This window comes from Catonella sp. (assembly GCF_052169795.1).
In the GTDB taxonomy this organism is placed as follows: domain Bacteria; phylum Bacillota; class Clostridia; order Lachnospirales; family Lachnospiraceae; genus Catonella.
The window spans coordinates 1-20,553 of sequence record NZ_JBQNBU010000038.1; the positions used below are offsets into that span (position 1 = coordinate 1).

General features: G+C 36.0%; 19 protein-coding genes. 17 read left to right on the forward strand and 2 right to left on the reverse strand.

Annotated elements, in window-relative coordinates; genetic code table 11:
• From ACTTKP_RS07065 to yihA, 8 genes are all read left to right on the forward strand, one after another.
• Positions 1–413: LPXTG cell wall anchor domain-containing protein (locus ACTTKP_RS07065; RefSeq protein WP_442553210.1), on the forward strand; the 413-nt coding region annotated here is incomplete at its 5' end.
• Between the two features lie 351 nt (positions 414–764).
• Complete coding sequence (gene uvrC, locus ACTTKP_RS07070; protein ID WP_442553211.1) at positions 765–2,657, forward strand: excinuclease ABC subunit UvrC; 1,893 nt, start codon at positions 765–767, stop codon at positions 2,655–2,657.
• A gap of 329 nt (positions 2,658–2,986) precedes the next feature.
• A complete protein-coding gene (locus ACTTKP_RS07075) occupies positions 2,987–3,508 on the forward strand; it encodes an ImmA/IrrE family metallo-endopeptidase (RefSeq protein WP_442553212.1) in 522 nt (173 codons plus the stop codon).
• Positions 3,484–4,977, forward strand: a complete 1,494-nt coding sequence (locus tag ACTTKP_RS07080; protein WP_442553213.1) for a hypothetical protein — start codon at positions 3,484–3,486, stop codon at positions 4,975–4,977. The genes ACTTKP_RS07075 and ACTTKP_RS07080 overlap by 25 nt, the downstream gene beginning before the upstream one ends.
• Positions 4,964–5,476, forward strand: coding sequence for a Pycsar system effector family protein (locus tag ACTTKP_RS07085; protein ID WP_442553214.1), 513 nt, complete (start codon positions 4,964–4,966; stop codon positions 5,474–5,476). The genes ACTTKP_RS07080 and ACTTKP_RS07085 overlap by 14 nt, the downstream gene beginning before the upstream one ends.
• A gap of 161 nt (positions 5,477–5,637) precedes the next feature.
• Entirely contained in the window at positions 5,638–5,961 is a 324-nt protein-coding gene (locus tag ACTTKP_RS07090) for a DUF6145 family protein (protein WP_442553215.1), read from the forward strand.
• Positions 5,958–6,953, forward strand: a complete 996-nt coding sequence (gene dusB, locus ACTTKP_RS07095; RefSeq protein WP_442553216.1) for a tRNA dihydrouridine synthase DusB — start codon at positions 5,958–5,960, stop codon at positions 6,951–6,953. The genes ACTTKP_RS07090 and dusB overlap by 4 nt, the downstream gene beginning before the upstream one ends.
• 3 nt (positions 6,954–6,956) lie before the next feature.
• Positions 6,957–7,553: a ribosome biogenesis GTP-binding protein YihA/YsxC gene (gene yihA / locus ACTTKP_RS07100; RefSeq protein ID WP_442553217.1), complete on the forward strand. Its 597-nt coding sequence runs from the start codon at positions 6,957–6,959 to the stop codon at positions 7,551–7,553.
• Here yihA and ACTTKP_RS07105 read toward each other — a convergent pair.
• The gene (locus ACTTKP_RS07105; RefSeq protein ID WP_442553218.1) at positions 7,519–8,052 is read right to left on the reverse strand and encodes a DUF4364 family protein; all 534 of its coding nucleotides are present in this window, start codon (positions 8,050–8,052) and stop codon (positions 7,519–7,521) included. The two genes, yihA and ACTTKP_RS07105, sit on opposite strands and share 35 nt — an antisense overlap.
• Before the next feature lie 190 nt (positions 8,053–8,242).
• On the opposite strand from ACTTKP_RS07105, the gene rho reads away from it, so the two are divergent.
• Positions 8,243–9,865: a transcription termination factor Rho gene (gene rho, locus ACTTKP_RS07110; protein WP_442553219.1), complete on the forward strand. Its 1,623-nt coding sequence runs from the start codon at positions 8,243–8,245 to the stop codon at positions 9,863–9,865.
• Between the two features lie 18 nt (positions 9,866–9,883).
• Positions 9,884–10,723 carry a TrmH family RNA methyltransferase gene (locus tag ACTTKP_RS07115; protein ID WP_442553220.1) on the forward strand — a complete coding sequence of 280 codons (840 nt, stop codon included), beginning with the start codon at positions 9,884–9,886 and terminating at the stop codon, positions 10,721–10,723.
• A gap of 23 nt (positions 10,724–10,746) precedes the next feature.
• Here the strand turns inward: ACTTKP_RS07115 and ACTTKP_RS07120 are convergent, their stop codons facing one another.
• Entirely contained in the window at positions 10,747–11,673 is a 927-nt protein-coding gene (locus ACTTKP_RS07120; RefSeq protein ID WP_442553221.1) for an aldo/keto reductase, read from the reverse strand.
• 182 nt (positions 11,674–11,855) lie between these two features.
• Between ACTTKP_RS07120 and ACTTKP_RS07125 the strand changes: the two genes are divergently transcribed.
• From ACTTKP_RS07125 to ACTTKP_RS07155, 7 genes are all read left to right on the forward strand, one after another.
• Positions 11,856–12,359, forward strand: coding sequence for an amino acid kinase family protein (locus tag ACTTKP_RS07125; protein ID WP_442553222.1), 504 nt, complete (start codon positions 11,856–11,858; stop codon positions 12,357–12,359).
• Between the two features lie 4 nt (positions 12,360–12,363).
• On the forward strand, positions 12,364–14,391 hold the full coding sequence (locus ACTTKP_RS07130; RefSeq protein ID WP_442553223.1) for a DHH family phosphoesterase: 2,028 nt from the start codon (positions 12,364–12,366) through the stop codon (positions 14,389–14,391).
• A 31-nt stretch (positions 14,392–14,422) separates the two neighbouring features.
• Complete coding sequence (gene rplI, locus ACTTKP_RS07135) at positions 14,423–14,869, forward strand: 50S ribosomal protein L9 (protein ID WP_442553224.1); 447 nt, start codon at positions 14,423–14,425, stop codon at positions 14,867–14,869.
• A 1-nt stretch (position 14,870) separates the two neighbouring features.
• A complete protein-coding gene (gene dnaB, locus ACTTKP_RS07140) occupies positions 14,871–16,211 on the forward strand; it encodes a replicative DNA helicase (RefSeq protein WP_442553225.1) in 1,341 nt (446 codons plus the stop codon).
• 9 nt (positions 16,212–16,220) lie between these two features.
• Positions 16,221–16,679 (forward strand): divergent PAP2 family protein, encoded by a 459-nt coding sequence (locus ACTTKP_RS07145; RefSeq protein ID WP_442553226.1) that lies wholly within the window; start codon positions 16,221–16,223, stop codon positions 16,677–16,679.
• Between the two features lie 109 nt (positions 16,680–16,788).
• Positions 16,789–17,037: an HPr family phosphocarrier protein gene (locus ACTTKP_RS07150; RefSeq protein ID WP_442553227.1), complete on the forward strand. Its 249-nt coding sequence runs from the start codon at positions 16,789–16,791 to the stop codon at positions 17,035–17,037.
• A 209-nt stretch (positions 17,038–17,246) separates the two neighbouring features.
• On the forward strand, positions 17,247–20,553 hold a 3,307-nt coding region (locus ACTTKP_RS07155), incomplete at its 3' end, for a PD-(D/E)XK nuclease family protein (protein ID WP_442553228.1).

The following is a 20,553-nucleotide window of genomic DNA, read 5'->3' on the forward strand; positions in this document are numbered from 1 at the left end:
CCCCTAACACACCACCAGCCCCTAACACACCACCAGCCCCTAACACACCACCAACTCCAACACCAAATATCCCATCAATTCCTATTGATCCGGATCCAACACCAAGGGATGTGCCTAAGTTCCCTGAAAATAACAAGCCGGATCCTAATAAACCGGGAAGTCCGGATGAATTTATTACAGTTGATAAGGACGGCACACCTAAGGGAAGATATGTGAAGAGAAAGCAACCTAATGGAGAAAATACTTATATTGAGGTAGACTTAGATAAGACACCAAAGGGAGTAACTACTAAAAAGTCGCTTCCTCGTACAGGTGGTACAGATGATATGGTATACTATGTAGGCGGATTTGCAATGCTTATGTTGGCGGGAGCAGTTATCCTTAGAAGAAGAAAAGAGCAAGATGCAAATTAAATTAGGTAAGACTACTGATGTTGTATATCGGTAAATAGTTGTGAGGTTGTATTACAATATTTTACATCTAACGGGAAAGAGCTTTTGCCTTAGGCAATAGCTCTTTTCGGTTTTAAATAATTATTAATTGAAAATTAAAATAAAAAAGCTGTGCAAAGATAGTATTTAACGCAATTGTATTCGAGCCGGATCTAACAAAGATGACTCATAGTATGTTAAATGATTTAAAAGAAGATTATGACATTAAGGTCTGATAGCGCAATGTAAATGTATTGAAGTAGAAATGATTTAGCATTATAATGAAAGGAATGAATAATATGAAAAAATCAACCGCAAGGAAAGAGGAATCCTATGTTTAACATAGAAGAAGAACTAAAAAAACTCCCCGGCAAGCCCGGAGTTTATATTATGCACAATGAAGTGGACGAAATTATATATGTAGGAAAAGCCATAAGCCTAAAAAACAGAGTTCGCCAGTATTTTCAAAGCATACACAGACATTCGCCCAAAATTAAGCGAATGGTTGAAAATATAGACCATTTCGAATATATAATCACAGATTCGGAACTGGAAGCCCTTGTGCTTGAATGTAATTTGATTAAGGAGCATCGCCCCAAGTACAATACAATGATGAAGGACGATAAAAGCTATCCTTATATCAAGGTGACGGTGGAGGAGGAGTTTCCGAGAGTGATGTTTACAAGAAGGAGGGGTAAGGACAAGGCAAAGTATTTTGGTCCCTATCCTGCCCATATAAGTGAAACCTTGGAGCTTATCCATAAAATATATAAAATAAGAACCTGTAGAAGAAATTTGCCGAAGGATATAGGTAAAGAACGCCCTTGCCTTAATTATCAGATAGGCAGATGTGACGGAGTCTGTCAGGGCTATGTGGAGTCTGCGGAATACAAAAAGAGAATTGATGAAGTAATCAAATTTTTAAATGGTGATTATGAGCCTATATTAAAAATGATTACTGATAAGATGATGGAAGCCTCAGAAAAGCTTGAGTTTGAAGAAGCCGCTAATTACAGGGATATGCTTACTCATGTAAAACGCTTCAGTGACAGACAGAAGATTAATTCCAATGATAATGTGGATGACAGGGATGTGCTGGCACTTGCAAAGGCAGGAAAAGAAGCTGTTATGCAGGTATTTTTCATACGTGCCGGCAGACTGATAGGACGAGAACATTTTTCCTTAGACAATGTAGGAGATGATGAAAAAGGGGCTGTTTATACCGACTTTATAAAGCAGTATTACACCGGTACTCCATTTATACCAAAGGATATAATGCTTGCAGATGAGCCTGAGGAAAAAGCACTTTTAGCTGAGTGGCTGGCTGCTAAAAGAGGAAATAAGGTAAACATTCTTGTGCCTAAAAGGGGAGAAAAGGCAGGACTTACAGAACTTGCCTATAAAAATGCAGCTATGGTGCTTAATCAGGACAGCGAGAGAAACAAGAGGGAACAGGCAAGGACTCTTGGTGCAGTTAAGGAACTTAAAGAATTGCTTGGAATTAAAAATGATATAAAGCGTATAGAATCCTACGATATCTCCAACACCAGTGGATTTGAAAATGTCGGCTCCATGGTTGTTTTTGAAGATGGCAAGCCTAAAAAGAATGACTATAGGAAGTTTAGAATTAAAGGGGTAGTAGGTCCAAATGACTATGCTTCTATGGAAGAGGTGCTTACAAGAAGATTTGAGCATGGTCTTAAAGAAAAGGAAGAACTGAAAATTTTAGAGAAGGCAGGTATGATAAAGGAAGGCAAATTTGCCCATTTTCCTGACATAATTTTAATGGACGGTGGCAGAGGTCAGATAAATATCTGTCTTAAGGTGCTTGAGAAACTTGGTATAGATATAGCTGTGGCAGGCCTTGTAAAAGACGACAAACATAGGACAAGAGGCATATATTACAACAATGTAGAACAGCCAATCGACACACATGGAGAGCTTTTCAAGCTGATAACAAGGATACAGGATGAAACCCACAGATTTGCCATAGAGTACCACAAGCTGTTAAGAGGAAAAAATCAGGTTCATTCTGTGCTTGACGATATAAAGGGAATAGGAAAGGTAAGAAGAAAGGCTCTGATGAAGTATTTTGCCTCTCTTGAAGATATTAAGAAGGCTACAGAAGAAGAACTAAGGGTAGTAGAAGGGATGAATGAAGGAGCAGCCAGGGCAGTGTGGGAGTTTTTTAGGGAGAAGAATTCTCTTGCAAGCAAGCTTGATTGAATTTTTATACTTTTGACACTTGTATCATAATATAAATAATAAATAATGCACAAAAATGTCGTGTTGACATAACATGTTAAATATGATATTATATAAAATATATAAAGAACAACAGTTTGAATATAGTTATAATATGTTATTAAATAATGTGGGTGTCAAAAGATAATAAATTCTCTTGCAGCAAGCTTGATTGAATTTTTATACTTTTGACACTTGTACTATTAAATGGAGTTATGAAAAATTAACTATATAAAATGATTTTGCGTAAGTTTTAGTAAAATAATAAGGTTAATATATGATGTGTACACTTGATAAACGGAGGTTTTTGTATGAATAATGAATTGAGATGTAAAATTAATGAATTGGCAAGTGCTATTTTACATTGTTATGAAATAAAATCTCCTATTACAAATATAGTTGAAGAGGTAGAAAAGCTAGGTGGAAAAATTAAAGTGGATTCCAGCCTTGGTATTTTTTCAGATGGTAGGATAGAAAAAGAGAACAATTCTTTTAGTATAAGTATACCTATTAATCAGACTAGTGAAAGAAAAAATTTCACCATAGCACATGAACTTGGACATTTATTTTTACACATGGGATATAAAATAAATGATGATTTATGGGAAAAGTCTGACAATAAGGTATTTAATAGAAAAGGAAATTCTGAGATTGAAATACAGGCTAATGAATTTGCAGCTGCATTCCTTATGCCTAAGGAAAAGTATAAGGAAATTATGGACGAAAATACAGTTGGAAATACAGTCTATATAGCTAAAGTTGCAAAATATTTCAATGTGTCTATTGATGCTGCATCATATAGGGGAAAGTGGTTAGGTTATTTACAATGGTAGATGGAATAGATAAAGAACTTGCAAAATTTAAAAATATAACAGTTCAACAGGAGACAGAGCAAAATGTTGATAGTGAGCACAGTACACAGGAATTTAATAAGGATTGTGATGATGTGCTCCTATTTTTTTCGTTTGATATAGTAAATTCAACATTATACAAGAATGTAAGTAATTATTGGGTATATACAATTGATATAATTCTTAAAGAAGTAAAAAATAGAATAAAGGAAAAAATTAAAATAGCGGAAGTCTGGAGAGTATTTGGTGATGAAATAATCTTTATAACAAATATATCCTCTGAAGAATCGGTTGGTGAATATATCTCATATATTCATCAGGTACTTGTCGAATGCTCTGATTTTATTGAAAAAGGTAAATGTTTTGAAGGGCATAAAATTGAAGATAAAGAGAAATTAATAGATCATAGAAACATGATATCAATAAAGGCGTGTGCTTGGATCGCAGCAGTTACAGATATAAGTAAAATTGAAAAAGGCTCAAGAGAGATAAGTGTTGAAAATATATTTGAAATATTTGAAGAAGGTCCTAACAATAGATTTCGTGAATTCAGAGGTGCAGATATTGATGCTGGATTTAGGCTAGCCAAGGAGACAGTATCAAGAAGGCTTACGATTAGTTTTGAACTTGCATATCTTTTGTCTAATAAGAATGATATGTTGAAGAATATAAGAGTGATAACATATAAAAAACTTAAGGGTGTATGGAATAATCTACCATATCCTATAATTTGGTATTATGATAGTTCACATAATGGTGAGTGTAGTTTTGAAGATAGTATACCATTTGATGCTATAGTACAAGATGGTATATATGGGGATTTAATGACTACAGAATTATATAAATGTAGTGAAGATAAGATTAAAGAGTTAGTTAATAAGATACTTAAAGAACGGGGTATACAAAATAAGATTGACAAGTTAAATATGTTAATAGATTATAAATCAGATAATCGTACAGATTATTTAAGAGATTTAAAGTTAGAATTACATTGTGTTGCAGTTTGTTATAATGAAGAAGGTAAAATATTCCTTGTAAAGAGAGCAACAAAAGAATTTTTTTCTGGAATTTGGGAATTTGGTTGTGCTAAGGCAAGTTATGACAAAAGTATATCAGAAATTCTTAAGGAAGAATATAAAAGTGATTTTGGTATAGACATAGAAGTTCAACTTGATGAAAATAGGAAAGAAGACAAACAACCAATTCCGTTGGCAGTATATACTATAAAGAAAAATAATGAAATTCATAAAGGGATTATATTTATTGCTAAAATTGTTGGAAATACTGAGGTCAGATTGGATGAAAAAAAACATTCAGAATACAGATTTATAAGTGCAGAAGATCTGAAAAATAATGATAAAGTTAATGCGCAGGCTTTTGTACCGGATGCACTAGATACAATGTATAAGGCTTTTAAAATAATTAAGGAGAAAGGGAATGAAAATAAGTAATGATAAAATTAATTTTTATGAAAAAAATCTAGAAAGAATAAATTACTGGCTTCAATTTGCAGAAGCTAAAAATGCCGCAATTATTGCATTTGCTATATCAATTTTGGTTGTAATCTGGACAAGTAAATTAAGTGATAACATTTATATAGCTACTATTATATCATTTTTTTATTTAATATCTTTAATTATCTCACTGTGTTCATTCTATCCTAAAGGAAAGAACTTAAATATAAATGAGAAAATAGAAGAATATAATTCCAATGATAATTTTTTGTTTTGGAATGATATAGCTAAATATTCAGCAAAAGATTATATTGAAGGTATAAATAAACAGGTGCAATTTGAGAATGATGATATATCGGCAATGGAAAAAATGTATGTTGAAGAAATTATATCAAATGCAAGAATTGCAAAGATTAAATATAAAAAATTTAAATATTCTGTTGTGATATCTATAATTGGAACATTTGTTATTTTTATTGCTTTGGTTCTAGCATAAGTACAATATAAGATATGTTAAATTGTTGCCTGCTTGATGTAATATCCGGCAGGTATTTTCTATTCTTTCTCTTCCTTGACTGTAAATTGTTTTTTGTGTTACCATAGCTGATGATAAAATGAAATTATTTTACATATTTAAATAGATTAAGGAGAACCTCAATGAACGAAAAACAAATCCTCTGCGTAAGCAACGCATACTTACACAAATACTACTTAGGCAGCTCATTTGCCAAACTCCCTAAAGCAATCAAAGAAGAACTCCAGATTGCCTGTGTACTATTTACCGAGAAGGTAGGCGGCATACTAACCCTTGCCTTTGATGATGATAAAAACCTCTACATTCATACAGCAAGCAATGATGACGATTATTCTTATGATGAGATTCACAGCGGTATGCTACTTAGCAAGTTTCAAAAAGAAAAGGAAGAACTGCTTACAGGAATTGAAAGATTCTATAACGAGTTTGTTAAAGGAGAGATATGAAAGGCTTTAAGATAGGAAATGTTGAACTAAATGGCAGGCTGGTATTAGGTCCTATGGCCGGTGTTACAGACTTACCTTTCAGGGTACTCTGCAAGGAAAACGGAGTGGCACTTACCTATACGGAAATGGTTAGTGCAAAGGGTTTTAAATATAAAAATAAAAATACTGAAGAACTGATAACAATAGATGAAAGAGAGCGTCCTACGAGCCTTCAGATTTTTGGAGAAGATCCTGATATTATGGGTGAAATGGCGGCTGCTATAAATGACAGGAACTTTGATATACTGGATGTAAATATGGGCTGTCCTGTACCTAAGGTGGTAAACAACGGAGAAGGCTCAGCACTTATGAAAGAGCCTGAAAAAATTGCAGCCATAATAAAAAGTCTGAAAAGAAATTCTAAGAAGCCTGTTACGATTAAGATAAGAGCGGGGTTTACAGTAGAGAATAAAAATGCAGTAGAGGTGGCTAAAATAGCTGAGCAGGCAGGAGTGGATGCCATAGCAGTACATGGTAGGACGAGATCTCAGTTTTATGACGGCAAGGCTGACTGGAACATAATAAGAGCAGTTAAAGAGGCTGTAAGCATACCGATAATAGGTAACGGTGATGTGGTTACAGAATATGATGCAAAAAAAATGCTTGAAGAAACCGGCTGTGATGGTATTATGATAGCAAGGGGTGCAAGAGGGAATCCTTGGATATTTAACAGAATTAATACTTATCTTGAAACAGGAAATATACTTCCACCACCTACAGCAGATGAGTTTCTTAATATGATTCTAAGACAGGCAAGGTGGATGATAGAATATAAAGGGTTGTATACGGGAGTTAGGGAAATGAGGAAGCATATATCATGGTTTACAACCGGATATCCCAATTCAACCAGACTTCGTGGCGAGGTAAATAAACTTGAAACCTACGAAGCATTAAAAGAACTAGTTGAAACTTATGTTGACAGCATTCGTGATTCGAAAGCATTTGAAAGGTAAGATATGGTAATTAAAAAAGTAGAACTTGAAAAAGTAATAGGTGTAACAAGCAAGATACCTGAAATGCCACATCCTGAATTTGCTTTTGCAGGCAAATCAAATGTAGGCAAGTCATCCCTGATTAATGCACTTATGAACAGGAAGGCACTTGCAAGGGTATCAGCTCAGCCAGGCAAGACTCAGACTATAAACTATTATAATGTAAATGATGAGATTTATCTCGTGGATTTACCGGGATATGGCTATACTAAGGTTGCAGTTGAAGTGAAGGCTAAGTGGGGTAAGATGGTTGAGAAGTATTTAAGACAGTCTAAGATGTTAAAATATGTATTTTTACTGATTGACAGCAGACATAAACCATCAGAAAATGATATAATGATGTATGAATGGATAGTAAGTCAGGGAGTAACCCCCATTATAGTAGCAACTAAGACAGACAAGCTTAAGAGAAGTCAGATTAAAGGTCAGATGGAGCTTATTATGCAAACTCTTAATCTGACCTCTAAGGAGCAGTTGCTGCCTTTTTCATCTGAAACCAAAGCAGGGGTTAAGGAGCTTTGGGACATTATTGAGGATATTTATCCAAAACAAGAGAGTTAAAAAGGAGTGCATACACATCATCACTTTTCTTGCTCCATTCTGAACAGATTTTTTCTGCAATATTTTCGGCAGGCACAGATAAGCTTAAACTAAGCAGTTTACTTTGAAACTCATTTATGTTAAGATTAACAATGAAATCACCATTTCCGGCTGCTTTAAAATTAGCTGTAGCGGAAATGTCGCTTTTAATGGTCTTAGAATTATCGTTTAAGTAGGATTTTATTTCATTTTTAATAGACTGGTTTATATCGTTGCTTAATAAATCCAATGTGTGCCTACCCTCTTCAGTAGATTTGAAGAAGGAACTGTTCAGTGTATTTTCAGACTTTATAAGCCCTGTTTCCAGAAGTTCCGAAAGTGCAGTCTGAAGGTTAAAATAACTGGTATATCCTTTTTGCAACATAAATTCCGAGATTCTTGCATTAGTTAGAGGATATTCTGTAAGATTCAGCATATATAGAACCATAAGTTTATATAAAGTCATAGCAGTATTTGCCATAAAGTCAAAACCTCCCGAATAAATATTTATAATTGTTTTTTAGTTAAATGATATTTCTATCATTATAACCAATGTTTTTGGCTTTTGTCTACATTTGCGATAATTTTTCAATGATAGGTGTAAATAAATTCATTCACTAATATCGACACCATGATTATATATAGTAAATTTATTTTAAAGGAGATGTACAATGGATTACAAAGCAATGAAAATAGTGGAACTCCGCACAGAGGCTAAAGAAAGAGGAGTTAAGAGTGTAACTACACTTAATAAAGCCGAGTTGGTAGAGATACTGGAAAATTTGGATAGGCAGGATGTAAGTTCCGAGAAAGCAACTGAGGTAAAGACACTTTATACTGCAAAAACCGGTTCTGCAAGAGTGGAAAGCGGGGTGCAGTATGCAACTAAACCACAGATGAGACAGCCGGCACATATTCAGCCTGCATCAAGGATGTATACACAGAATAATAATATACAACAAAATCCGGTGCAGATGCAGAATCATGGACAACAGGTTAATTCTCGTCCTATTCGCTCCTTAACAAGTGAGGAAGTAAAACAGAATATGATAGCTGCAGTGAATGCTATAACCAGTAATAAGGAAATGGCTTTAAGCATCCAACAGCAGTTTTTAGCCCTTGGCACAAATGGGGATATAGCAGGTTTAGATTCAGGTGAAACCAAGTCAGGGATCTTAGAGGTTATGCCGGAGGGATTTGGATTTGTACGCTGTGATAACTACTTGCCGGGAGAAAATGATGTATATGTATCTCCGGCACATATTAGAAGATTTAATCTTAAAACAGGAGATATTATAGTAGGAAATACCAGGGTAAAGAGCAATAATGAAAAGTTTGCGGCAATTCTTTATATAAGAACCGTAAATGGAAAATACATCAAAGAATCTTTAGAAAGGCCTAAGTTTGAAGACCTTACACCTATCTTCCCTAATAGGAGAATCCGTCTTGAGTCGGAGGAGCATAATGCTATTTCTATGCGTATGGTTGACCTTATAGCACCTATCGGAAAGGGTCAGAGAGGAATGATAGTATCGCAGCCTAAAGCAGGTAAAACTACTCTTTTAAAGCAGATAGCAAGGTCAATTACAGATAATAATCCTGAGATGCACCTCATTATTTTGCTTATAGACGAAAGACCTGAGGAAGTTACTGATATGAAGGACTCTATTACCGGAGAAAAAGTTGAGATTATTTATTCTACCTTTGATGAAGCACCTGAGAACCATAAGCGTGTGGCTGAAATGGTAATAGAGAGAGCAAAGAGGCTTGTTGAATATAAGAAGGATGTTATTATTCTTTTAGACAGCATAACAAGACTTGCAAGAGCATATAACCTTACAGTATCACCAAGTGGAAGGACTCTTTCAGGTGGTCTTGATCCTGCGGCTCTTCATATGCCTAAGAGATTTTTCGGTGCAGCCAGAAATATGCGTGAGGGAGGAAGTCTTACAATACTTGCTACAGCCCTTGTGGATACAGGAAGCAGGATGGATGATGTGGTATTTGAGGAATTTAAGGGTACAGGTAATATGGAACTTGTACTTGACAGGGGACTTTCAGAAAAGAGAATTTTTCCTGCCATTGACCTTGCAAAGTCAAGTACAAGAAGAGATGATTTGCTTTTTACTCCATCAGAAGCGGAAGCAAATGATATAATAAAAAGAACTCTCTCGTCAAGGAATGTGGAAGATGGAGTGGAAAACATCATAAATATTTTCAAAAAATTTGAGACTAACGAAGAAGCGGTGAATCATATAAATAAGCAGTTTGGAGATAAGAAGTTAATCAGATAAAAGGATGGCGGATGTTTTATGGAAATTATAAGCAGTAAGGATAATAAGAAAATAAAATATATTCGCAGTCTTTTGGAAAAAGGAAGTATTAGAAAAAAGAACAGGCAATTTGTAGTAGAGGGCATTAAGCTTGTTGAAGAAGCTTTAGAATATGGAAAAGTTTTGGAGATTGTCCTTGCTGAGAGTCTTTATAAGGAGATAATTTCAGGGGATTCATCAAAAAATGTTTTGCTTGCAGAAAATGGTAAAAATATAACAAACTATGTGAAAAAAGAAAATTCTACAGTTGTAGTTTCAGATGCGGTATTTAAGACTGTATCTGAAACTATAAGCCCGCAAGGAGCTGTTGCAGTTGTAGAAATGCCTGAGTATGAGCTTTTAGAGAAGGATTTTTTAAATCAGGCTTATAATAAAAATGGGCAAATAAAGCTTCTTATATTAGAAGATACTGCTGATCCGGGCAATCTTGGAACCATTGTGCGTACCGCAGAGGCAGCAGGAGTTACCGGAGTAATTACGAGTAAGGGTACTGTAGATATATTTAACCCCAAGGTAGTCCGTTCAACTATGGGAAGTATATTCAGGCTTCCATTTGCTTATGTGGAAGACTTAAAAGAAACTATAAAAGAGCTGAAGAAAGAAGGAATAAGCTTTTATGCCACTCATTTAAAAGGAGAAAAAAGCTATAAAGCTATAAAATATAGCGATAGGTCAGCTATTCTTATAGGAAATGAAGCAAGGGGGCTTAGCGATGAGGTGGCGGACCTTGCAGATACCTATGTGCTTATACCAATGCAGGGAAAGGTAGAGTCCTTAAATGCTGCTGTGGCTGCTGCACTTATGGTGTATGAGGTGTAGGGGGGAAGCCCCCCTACTTAAATTTATGGAAGCATTTTACCGCTTGCAAGATACAGCTTATACCACTCATTATGTGTGAGTTCCACATTGGAAGCCGTAGCTATATCCCTTAAATGTTCCGGATTCATAGTACCCGCAATAGCTTGCATTTTTGCAGGGTGGCGGAGAATCCAGGCTATAGCTATAGCAGTTTTTGATACATCATACTTATCTGCCACTTCACTTAAAGCCTTATTTAATTCAGGCAGTTCAGGATCGTCTACAAAGCATCCCTTAAAGAATCCCTTTTGCAGAGGCGACCAAGCCTGAATAGTAATGTCATGTAGGCGGCAATAATCAAGGGTTCCGTTGTCTCGGTCTATGGAACGCTCGGTAGTCAGATTGTTTACATATAAAGCCTGATCTATGAGTTGTGACTGGTCAAGTGAAAACTGAAGTTGGTTGAATACCAAAGGCTGTTTTACATACTTTTTGAGGAGTTCCATCTGCATTGTAGGTACATTACTTACACCAAAGTAGCGGACTTTACCTGATTTTTCTAAAATATCAAAGGCTTCTGCAACCTGCTCCGGCTCGAATATGAGGTCAGGGCGATGAAGCAGAAGAGAGTCAAGATAATCAAGTTTTAATCTTTTAAGAATTGCATCTGTGCTTTCTATAATATTTTCTTTAGTCCAGTCAAACTCATTACGCTCGAAGCAAAGTCCACACTTGCTCTGAATAAAAACATCTTCACGCCTTATTTTAATATTGGCAAAGGCATCTCCAAAGCGTGTTTCAGCTTCGCCTCGTCCATAACAGGTAGCATGGTCAAAGAAATTAATGCCGAGACCAAGGGCTGTATCAATTATGGTTTCGGCTTCTTTTACTGAGAGAGAAGGCATTCGCATACAGCCAAGTATAATGGCTGGGATTTCTTTAGGACCGTTTATAACATTGATTTTTTTCATAAAAGCTCCTTTCGTTTATTAAGTTTATAGCATTAAGAATAGCATAAAATATGGCTGAGAACTAGAGATATACTAAAACTTTTGTACGATTATAGTAATTTTGACTTTGCTATCATGTAGAAAAAAAACACTCATTGTGTTATACTAAGTATTTAAGAAATATTTAGCAAGAGGGATATACTATGGATTTGGATAAAAAAAGGATTGTAATAAAAGTAGGAACCTCTACCATTACACATGAAGATGGAAGCATTAATTTTCGTATTATTGATAGAATATGCAGGGTACTTTCCGAAATAGAAAGCCTTGGATATAAGACGGTATTAGTATCTTCCGGGGCTATTGGAGTGGGGGTGAATAAGCTTAGGCTTGCTGAAAAGCCTAAGGATACCAGGATGAAACAGGCAGCTGCAGCAGTAGGGCAGTGTGGACTGATGCATATTTATGATAAGTTTTTTGGCGAATACGGCAGGGTAGAGAAGATAGATGAAAATATATTAAGTCTTGCAGGCGGTGAAGGCAGTAAGAGAGGTACCGGTGGCATGATATCTAAGCTTGATGCAGCAAATTATGCTACAGAAAGAGGTATAGATACACTGATTATCCTGGGGCAAAAGCCTGAGAGACTCTATGATATAATAGAAGGGAAAAAAGTAGGCACTCTGTTTGTGGGTAGGAAAGGATAGTAGCATGAAATCTGATGGACAAAGTAAGCAGGAAATTTCAGGTAAACTTAGATTTTATTTTGCCTGGCCTATTGTATTATGTACTATTTTGATTGCAATGAATGCTGCAATCTATATGATTGATGCAGATGCAGCCATTGTTATATCTATGTTTCTGTTAGTATATATTATTTTTGCGACAATAATTTACACCTTTGGCAAGGTTGGTTTTAATACAGAATTGGTTCAGTATGCGATGAGACTTGCAAAGACGGAAAAGGCAAGGCTTAACGAGATGGAAGTCCCTTATGCAATAGTTGATGAGAGAGGAAATATCCACTGGTGTAACAATGCCTTTTATGATATTTCTAATGCAGATAATGTTGATAGAAATTCGCTTTTGAAAATCTTTCCTCACTTTGAAAATGCCCTAAGCAGCTTGGGCGAGGATGACATAGAAGAAATAGCTGTAAAGGATGATAGGGAATATAGGGTAGTATTTAGAAAAAATATGAGTGAAGATATTTCGGAGAATCAGGGAAGTAAAATCTCGGTATTTTTCTATGATACAACTGAAATAAATGCACTTTTAAAAGAAAATAACGAAAATAAGATGATAATGGGACTTCTCTACATAGATAACTATGAAGAGGTGCTTGATAATGTAGATGAAGTGAAACGCTCGCTATTATCTGCATTGATTGAGAGAAAATTAACAAAGTTTACACAGAGCATAGATGCGATTACGAAAAAACTTGAAAAAGATAAATACATAATTATCTTCAAGAACAAGTACCTTGAAAAGCTTGAAAAAGATAAATTTTCAATATTGGATGAGGTAAAAAGTGTAAACATAGGCAATGATATGCCGGTAACCATTTCGTTTGGAATAGGAATTTCAAAAGAATCTTACACCCAATCATCCGACTTTGCAAGGGCTGCCATAGATATGGCACTTGGACGAGGCGGTGATCAGGTTGTAATAAAAGAAAAAGATAGTATAGTTTATTTTGGCGGAAAAAGTCAGGGAACTGAGAAAAACACCAGAGTTAAGGCAAGGGTAAAGGCACATGCATTAAGCGAACTTATAGAGGCTAAGGACAATGTGCTTATAATGGGGCATAAAAACAGTGATACGGATGCTGTAGGAGCAGCCATTGGAGTTTATCGTATCTGTAAGACCTTTAATAAAACAGCCCATATTGTAATAAATGATATTTCAAGTTCGATAGCACCGACCATTGAAAAAATGAAAGCTACATCTGAAAATGGTGAGGAACTTTTTGTAACGGGTGAAAAGGCACTGGGAATGGTAGATAAGGATACCATGCTTGTAGTTGTAGATGTAAATAACAGAAAGTTTGTAGAGTGTGAGGAGCTTTTGAATAAGGTGGATACGATAGTACTGCTTGACCACCACAGGCAGGGAGAAAATCTTATAAACAATACCGTTCTGTCTTATATAGAGCCTTATGCATCATCTTCTTGTGAGCTTGTAGCTGAAATACTCCAGTACATAGACTTGGATGTGAAGATGACCTCTACTGAGGCGGCGGCTATGTATTCGGGAATTATGATAGATACCAATAATTTCCTTACAAAAACAGGTGTGAGGACTTTTGAAGCTGCTGCTTTTCTAAAAAGAAACGGAGCTGATGTAACTAAGATCAGAAAAGAATTTAGGACGGAGATGGACGAGTTCAAACTCAAGGCAAAGGTTGCCAGTATGGCTGAAATATATCGTGGCTGCTTTGCTTTTGCAAGATGCCTTGAGGGCGGTAAGAATGATAAGGACAGGGCTATTCTGGGGGCGAAAATTGCAAATGAACTGATGGGTATATCTAATGTAAAGGCTTCATTTGTATTTACGCCTATTGAAAATAAGATTTATATTTCAGCACGCTCTATTGATGAGTTAAATGTACAGGTACTTATGGAAAAACTGGGAGGTGGCGGACATCTTTCGGTTGCAGGAGCACAGCCTGAAAATGTTACTATTGAAGAGGCTGAGAATATGGTAAAAGTCATACTGGATACTATGATAGACGGATAAAAATCTGATATGTAATTAAAAGGAGGATATTATGAAAATTATTTTATTACAGGATGTAAAAAATCTTGGTAAAAAGGGTGAACTTGTAGAGGCAAATGACGGTTATGCAAGGAATTTCATCATACCTAAGAAGCTTGGAGTAGAGGCAAGCCCTAAGAATTTAAACGACCTTAGACAACAGAAGTTAAATGAAGAGAAGAAGCAGGCTGAGATATTAGCCGAGGCTCAGAAGATAGCAGAAGAACTTAAAGATAAGGTAGTGAAACTTTCTATAAGGGTAGGTAAAGAGGGCAAGGTATTTGGTCAGATATCTACCAAAGAAATTGCGGATGCAGCGAAGAAACAGTTTGGACTTGAGATAGATAAGAAAAAAATGGTGAGTGAGGGAATAAAGGCAGCAGGTACATATAAAATAGCTGTTAAACTCCATCCTAAGGTAACAGGAGAGCTTACAGTAGAGGTAGCAGAAGAGGTATAAGATGGCAGAAGAGGAGTTTATTAGGAAAACCCCGCCTCACAGTAAGTCTGCAGAACAGTCAGTAATAGGCTCAATGCTTTTGGATACTGAAACAGTGATAACGGCAGCTGAAATTCTGGAAGCAGATGATTTTTATGATAAGAGATATGGGATTATATTTTCTGCAGCAGTGGCACTGGAAAAAGAAGGGAAGCCTATTGATTATCTGACTATAGAAAATAAAATAAAGGAAATGGATCAGACTCTTGGAAGTATTGATATGGATATATTAAGGGAAGCAGTTATGGCTGTTTCTACTTCCGTTAATATAGCTGACCATGCCGAAATCGTATATAAGTATTCCCTGTTTAGAAAACTTATAAAGGCTGCAGATGAAATATCATTGAGCTGTTATGCAGGAGAATCTTCTTTAGATGTTATTTTACAGAATACGGAAAAGAAGATTTTTGATTTGATAGGAAAGCGTCATATCTCAGATACGGCTGATATTAAGACAGTAATGATATCGGTTATAGAGAGTATAGAGGCTGCTTCAAAAAGCGGTGGAAGGGTCACAGGTATAGCTACAGGATTTGCTGACCTTGATTATAAGACGGCAGGACTTCAGAATTCAGATCTAATCCTGATAGCAGCAAGACCTTCTATGGGAAAGACGGCTTTTGCATTAAACATAGCTGAGTATGTTACTGTAAAAAAAGATGTAACAACTGCAATATTTTCTTTGGAAATGTCCAAGGAACAGCTTGCAAAGCGTATCCTTGCTATGAATTCAAGGGTAGATTCTCAGAAGCTGAGAACGGGTGATCTTTCAGATAAAGAATGGTTGGAGATTATAGACAGTGCGAGAATAATAGGCGGAACAAATCTTATTATAGATGATACTCCCGGAATTTCAGTTACAGAGCTGAGGAGTAAGTGCAGGAAGCTGAAAATAGAGCAAAATTTGGGACTTGTAATTATTGATTATATACAGCTTATGACAGGAGGAGGCAGGTCAGAATCCAGACAACAGGAAATTTCAGAAATCTCCCGTTCGCTAAAGGCTTTGGCAAGAGAAATCAATGCTCCTATTATAGCCTTGTCTCAGCTGTCAAGAAAGGTAGAGAGCAGGGACGATAAGCGTCCTATGCTCTCAGATCTTCGTGAATCAGGTGCAATAGAGCAGGATGCGGATGTTGTTATGTTTATTTATAGGGATGAATACTATAATAAAGATACAGAGTCACCGGGAGTTACCGAAATTATTATAGGAAAGCAGAGAAACGGACCGATTGGAACAGTGAAGCTTGGCTGGAAGAGTGAGCTTACCAAATTTGTCAATATTGAAAGAGAAAGACATTAGAGGTAAATTATGGATTATATATCCCAGTTTTTTTCAAATAAAATAATTATTGCCGGCATTGTAAGCTGGACTGCGGCACAGTGTTTAAAACTATTGATTTATTGGATTGTAAATAAAAAGCTTAATTTTGAGAGGCTGTTTGGAGATGGTGGAATGCCCAGTTCGCACAGTGCAACTGTAACTTCGGTGGCACTTATGTCAGGACTTGTAGAAGGGTTTGATTCGCCGATATTTGGAATAGCATTTATTTTGGCAGTTGTGGTAATGCACGATGCCAGCGGGGTGAGGCTTGAAACCGGCAAACAGGCAAAAGTCATCAATGAACTTTTGAAAATATTTGAAGACTTAGGTAAAAATAACCTAAGTACTGAAGATAAATTAAAGGAATTTGTAGGACATACACACATACAGGTGTTCGCAGGCTTTAGTTTAGGGATTATTGTGACTATAATATTTTTTTGTTTGTAATTTCTGAAAAGTCATGTTAAAATCAAATTAATTAAAATTATTTTCAATATAAATAATTTGGATTTTACTTCAGTCGTTAGAGGTTTTAAAATTTTGTGAGGAGAGAAAAATGCGTACAAAAGAACTGACTATTTCCAAAGATTTTGCTATGTTACCTGATGCAGTTGCAGAGCTGGTTCAGACAGCTTGTAGATTCGAGAGTAGCAGTTATGCTATTGCAGATGAAAAGAGAATTAATCTTAAAAGCATAATGGGCGTTATGTCTCTTGTGGCTGTAAAAAGTAATGAGCTTGTGATTGAAATTGATGGTAAGGATGAGGATGCTGCCTTTACTACATTAGTCGGTTTTTGGACATAAGCCATTGAATTTTACTTATATTTAAGAAAGTAGCAGGCTGTCTTCTTAACGGATGTTTTCGTTAGAAGGCAGCCTTAGTTTTTTATTTAATATTAGGATTTTATGGTTAGCTTGATTTTTCAAAAATAAATTTTAATAAATACATAAAGTTAATATCCTAACTATGTGTTATACTGGTGTGGAGTAAAAGTTTAATTTTGGAGGGCGATATGGCTGTTCAATATATTATAGGTGGAACTGCGAGAGGAAAGTCTGAGAAGTGTTTTAAGATGGTAGTAGAGCAGGCTGAACAAAATTTGGAGAAAAATTACTTTGTAATTGTGCCTGAACAGTTCACCTTACAGACTCAGAGAGATCTTGTACGGCTTAGTAAGAATAAGGCGATAATGAATATAGATGTACTTTCTTTTATGAGGCTTGCCTATAGAATATTTGATGAACTGAATATAAAGGAAAGACTAATCCTTGAAGACACGGGAAAAAACATGGTGGTACGCAAGCTTCTTTCCTCTCTTAAAAAGGAACTGAAGTTTTATAAAAATGCCGTTGGCAAGCAGGGATTTACAGAAGATGTAAAGTCCCTTCTAAGTGAGTTTATGCAGTATGGAATTACACCGGATAGATTAGCTGAGATTGAAGGACAGGTTGTATCTAAAGCATTGGCTGCTAAACTGCATGATGTAGGGCTTATTTACAGGGCATTTAATGATTATAAAAAGGAAAAATATATTTCTGCAGAGCAGATACTTGAGGTACTGGCTGAAGAGGTAGGTAATTCTAAACTTTTGGAAAATGCTGTCATCTGTTTTGATGGCTATACCGGCTTTACACCGACTCAGCTTAAGGTAATAGACATCATTATGTTAAAGGCAGAGCATATCTTTTTTACACTTACTATTTCTAAAAAGGATTACTATGGGGAAGATGATGAGAAGTTCAGGCTTTTCCATATGAGTAAGGATACAATTAAGAGAATAAATAAACTTGCCATAGAAAGAGGGCTTAGGATTGAAGAGCCTTTAATTGCAGACTTTGATAACAAGGTGAAAGAACTCAGTCATTTAGAACAGCATATATTCAGATATCCGATTGAGGTGATTACACCTGAGCATAGGGCGATAAATATCACTGCCTGCAAAAATCCGAAAGAAGAGGCGGAAAGGCTTGTTCCTATTATACTGTCGCTGGTAAGAGATGAGGGATTTAGATATAAGGATATTGCTATAGTTGCAAGCGATTTGGAAGAGTATGGAGAGTTTGTAGCTGATGCTTTATCGGAAAAGGGTTTACCTTGTTTTTTAGACAGTAAGAAGACAATTTCAGATAATCCCTTTGTAGAGTATATAAAGGCATCTATCTCAGTAATTGAAGATAGATTTTCTTATGATGCAGTTATGAGATATCTTAGAAGTGGCTTTTGTAATATTGAGACAGCCGAGATAGATATATTTGAGAATTATATTTTGGCAAAGGGAATAAAAGGATATAAAAGATATAGTAAGAGTTTTTTAAGGGAAGATTCTGCTGAAGAGGAAAAAGTTGCCGACAGTATAAGAAACAGGCTCTTAGATACTTTTATGCCGCTTTATAATATTTTCAAATCAAAGCAGGCAAAAACAGCCGATTGGGTAAAGGCTGTATATGAATTTATAGCAGCTTCAGGCAGTGAGCAAAGGCTATTGGAGTTCAGTGTGGATTTTGAGGCTGAGGGAAGTTCTGTAATGGCTAAGGAATATGCAGGCTGCTATAAAATTGTAATGTCGGTTTTTGAAAAAATGTATGAACTTTTGGGAGATGAAAAACTTGGCATAGAAGAATTTAGAACCATTTTGGAATCAGGTTTTTCAGAGGGAAAGGCAGGTTTCATACCTCCGGGACAAGACAGGATAGTAGTAGGAGATGTGGAAAGAAGTAGACTAAAGGATGTGAAGGTACTTTTCTGCCTCGGTTTTAATGAGGGAAAGATGCCGAAGGGTGCTAAGACCCGTGGCATAATAACGGATGCAGAAAAAGAAAAGCTTGCAGGCATAAATATAGAACTTGCACCAACAGCCAGGGAAAGGGCTTTTAGGGAGCAGTTTTATGTATATATGCTATTTTCAAAGCCTACAAATCAGCTTTATGTTTCTTACAGCAATTTGGATATGGAGGGAAAGCATTTAAAACCGTCATATTTTGTGGACAGGCTTAGGCAGGTATTTGAGGTAGGAAGTATAGAAGACAGGGGAGATAAACTTTCCCTAAAAGATGAAATCCGTAAAGATGGTGGAATGGAACTTATATTACAGGCTGTAAGGAAAAAAGATATAAAAGATGAAACCGTCGTTGCCCTAATTAAATATTATGAGTCTAATTCATCCGATAAATATAATAAAATAATAAGCGGAGTTCTTTCAAAGGCACATGGCAATAAGTTAGAAGAAGAGATAGCTAAAAATCTTTATGGGGAGTTAAAAGGAAGTGTGACAAGGCTTGAACTTTTCAGCTCTTGTGCCTATGCCCATTTTATAAGGCATGGACTTGGACTTAAGGAGAGAAAAGAATTTGAGCTAAGACCTGTGGATGTGGGTAATGTACTGCATGAAGCCTTGGAGAGATTTGCAAGGAAGGTAATAGAAAAGGGTGAAAGCTTTGCTTCCATTTCAGAAAATATAAAGGAAAAAATCTTAGTCGAAAGCCTTATAGAAACTTTCAAATATGGAGATGATATTTTTAATTCCTCAGCAAGAAATAAGTATCAGATTGATAGGCTTAAGAGGATTACAACAAGAGCGGTATGGGCTGTAGTTTCACAGCTTAAGGCAGGGAAATTTGTGCCGTTAGGAATTGAAGAGGAGTTTGTAACTAAGGGTTTTAAGGGAAGGATAGACAGGATAGATTCGGTACTTTCGGATTATCTGCCGGATGGAAGACTGCTTACAGAAAATAAGGAGTATTCAAATTTTAAAAAGGCTGAATATATAAGAGTCATTGATTATAAGTCGGGGAACAAGGTTCTAGACCTTGACAGGGCTTTTTATGGGCTTGATTTACAGCTTTTTACCTATCTTAACTATGTAAGAAAGGAACTTGGTAAGAAGCCGCAGCATAAAAATAATTTAATTATTCCATCGGGAGCATACTATTTTCATGTAGATGACCCTGTTATAGAATTTGGACAGGGTGAAGAGGCTATATTAAAGGAGATGAGGCTGGAGGGAATAACTCTTGGCGGAAGTCACCACATAGGGCTTATTGACAGGGAAATGGCAGATGGAAAGGGGCTTAAGGCTCAGGCTGATTCTAAGATAATAAAGCTGAAAACAAAGAAGGATGGAGAGCCTGGCAGTATCACAAGGCTGTATAGCAGTGAGGAAATAAACAGGCTTACGGATAATGCGGAATTTGAGATAGAAAAATACAAAAAGCAGATTTTAGAGGGAGAAATAAGTCCGAAGCCATATAGCCTGGGAAAGGATAAGGGCTGTACTTATTGTGAGTATAGGGGGCTTTGTGGATTTGATTTAAAACTTCCTG

Excerpts from the sequence above, each read along its gene's own strand:
- ACTTKP_RS07120 (WP_442553221.1), bottom strand. The coding sequence starts at position 11,673 with ATGAAAAAAATCAATGTTATAAACGGTCCTAAAGAAATCCCAGCCATT.
- ACTTKP_RS07090 (WP_442553215.1), top strand. The coding sequence starts at position 5,638 with ATGAACGAAAAACAAATCCTCTGCGTAAGCAACGCATACTTACACAAA.
- ACTTKP_RS07105 (WP_442553218.1), bottom strand. The coding sequence starts at position 8,052 with ATGGCAAATACTGCTATGACTTTATATAAACTTATGGTTCTATATATG.
- ACTTKP_RS07075 (WP_442553212.1), top strand. The coding sequence starts at position 2,987 with ATGAATAATGAATTGAGATGTAAAATTAATGAATTGGCAAGTGCTATT.
- rho (WP_442553219.1), top strand. The coding sequence starts at position 8,243 with ATGGATTACAAAGCAATGAAAATAGTGGAACTCCGCACAGAGGCTAAA.
- ACTTKP_RS07115 (WP_442553220.1), top strand. The coding sequence starts at position 9,884 with ATGGAAATTATAAGCAGTAAGGATAATAAGAAAATAAAATATATTCGC.
- ACTTKP_RS07145 (WP_442553226.1), top strand. The coding sequence starts at position 16,221 with ATGGATTATATATCCCAGTTTTTTTCAAATAAAATAATTATTGCCGGC.
- ACTTKP_RS07125 (WP_442553222.1), top strand. The coding sequence starts at position 11,856 with ATGGATTTGGATAAAAAAAGGATTGTAATAAAAGTAGGAACCTCTACC.
- rplI (WP_442553224.1), top strand. The coding sequence starts at position 14,423 with ATGAAAATTATTTTATTACAGGATGTAAAAAATCTTGGTAAAAAGGGT.
- ACTTKP_RS07130 (WP_442553223.1), top strand. The coding sequence starts at position 12,364 with ATGAAATCTGATGGACAAAGTAAGCAGGAAATTTCAGGTAAACTTAGA.
- uvrC (WP_442553211.1), top strand. The coding sequence starts at position 765 with ATGTTTAACATAGAAGAAGAACTAAAAAAACTCCCCGGCAAGCCCGGA.
- dnaB (WP_442553225.1), top strand. The coding sequence starts at position 14,871 with ATGGCAGAAGAGGAGTTTATTAGGAAAACCCCGCCTCACAGTAAGTCT.
- yihA (WP_442553217.1), top strand. The coding sequence starts at position 6,957 with ATGGTAATTAAAAAAGTAGAACTTGAAAAAGTAATAGGTGTAACAAGC.
- ACTTKP_RS07150 (WP_442553227.1), top strand. The coding sequence starts at position 16,789 with ATGCGTACAAAAGAACTGACTATTTCCAAAGATTTTGCTATGTTACCT.
- dusB (WP_442553216.1), top strand. The coding sequence starts at position 5,958 with ATGAAAGGCTTTAAGATAGGAAATGTTGAACTAAATGGCAGGCTGGTA.
- ACTTKP_RS07085 (WP_442553214.1), top strand. The coding sequence starts at position 4,964 with ATGAAAATAAGTAATGATAAAATTAATTTTTATGAAAAAAATCTAGAA.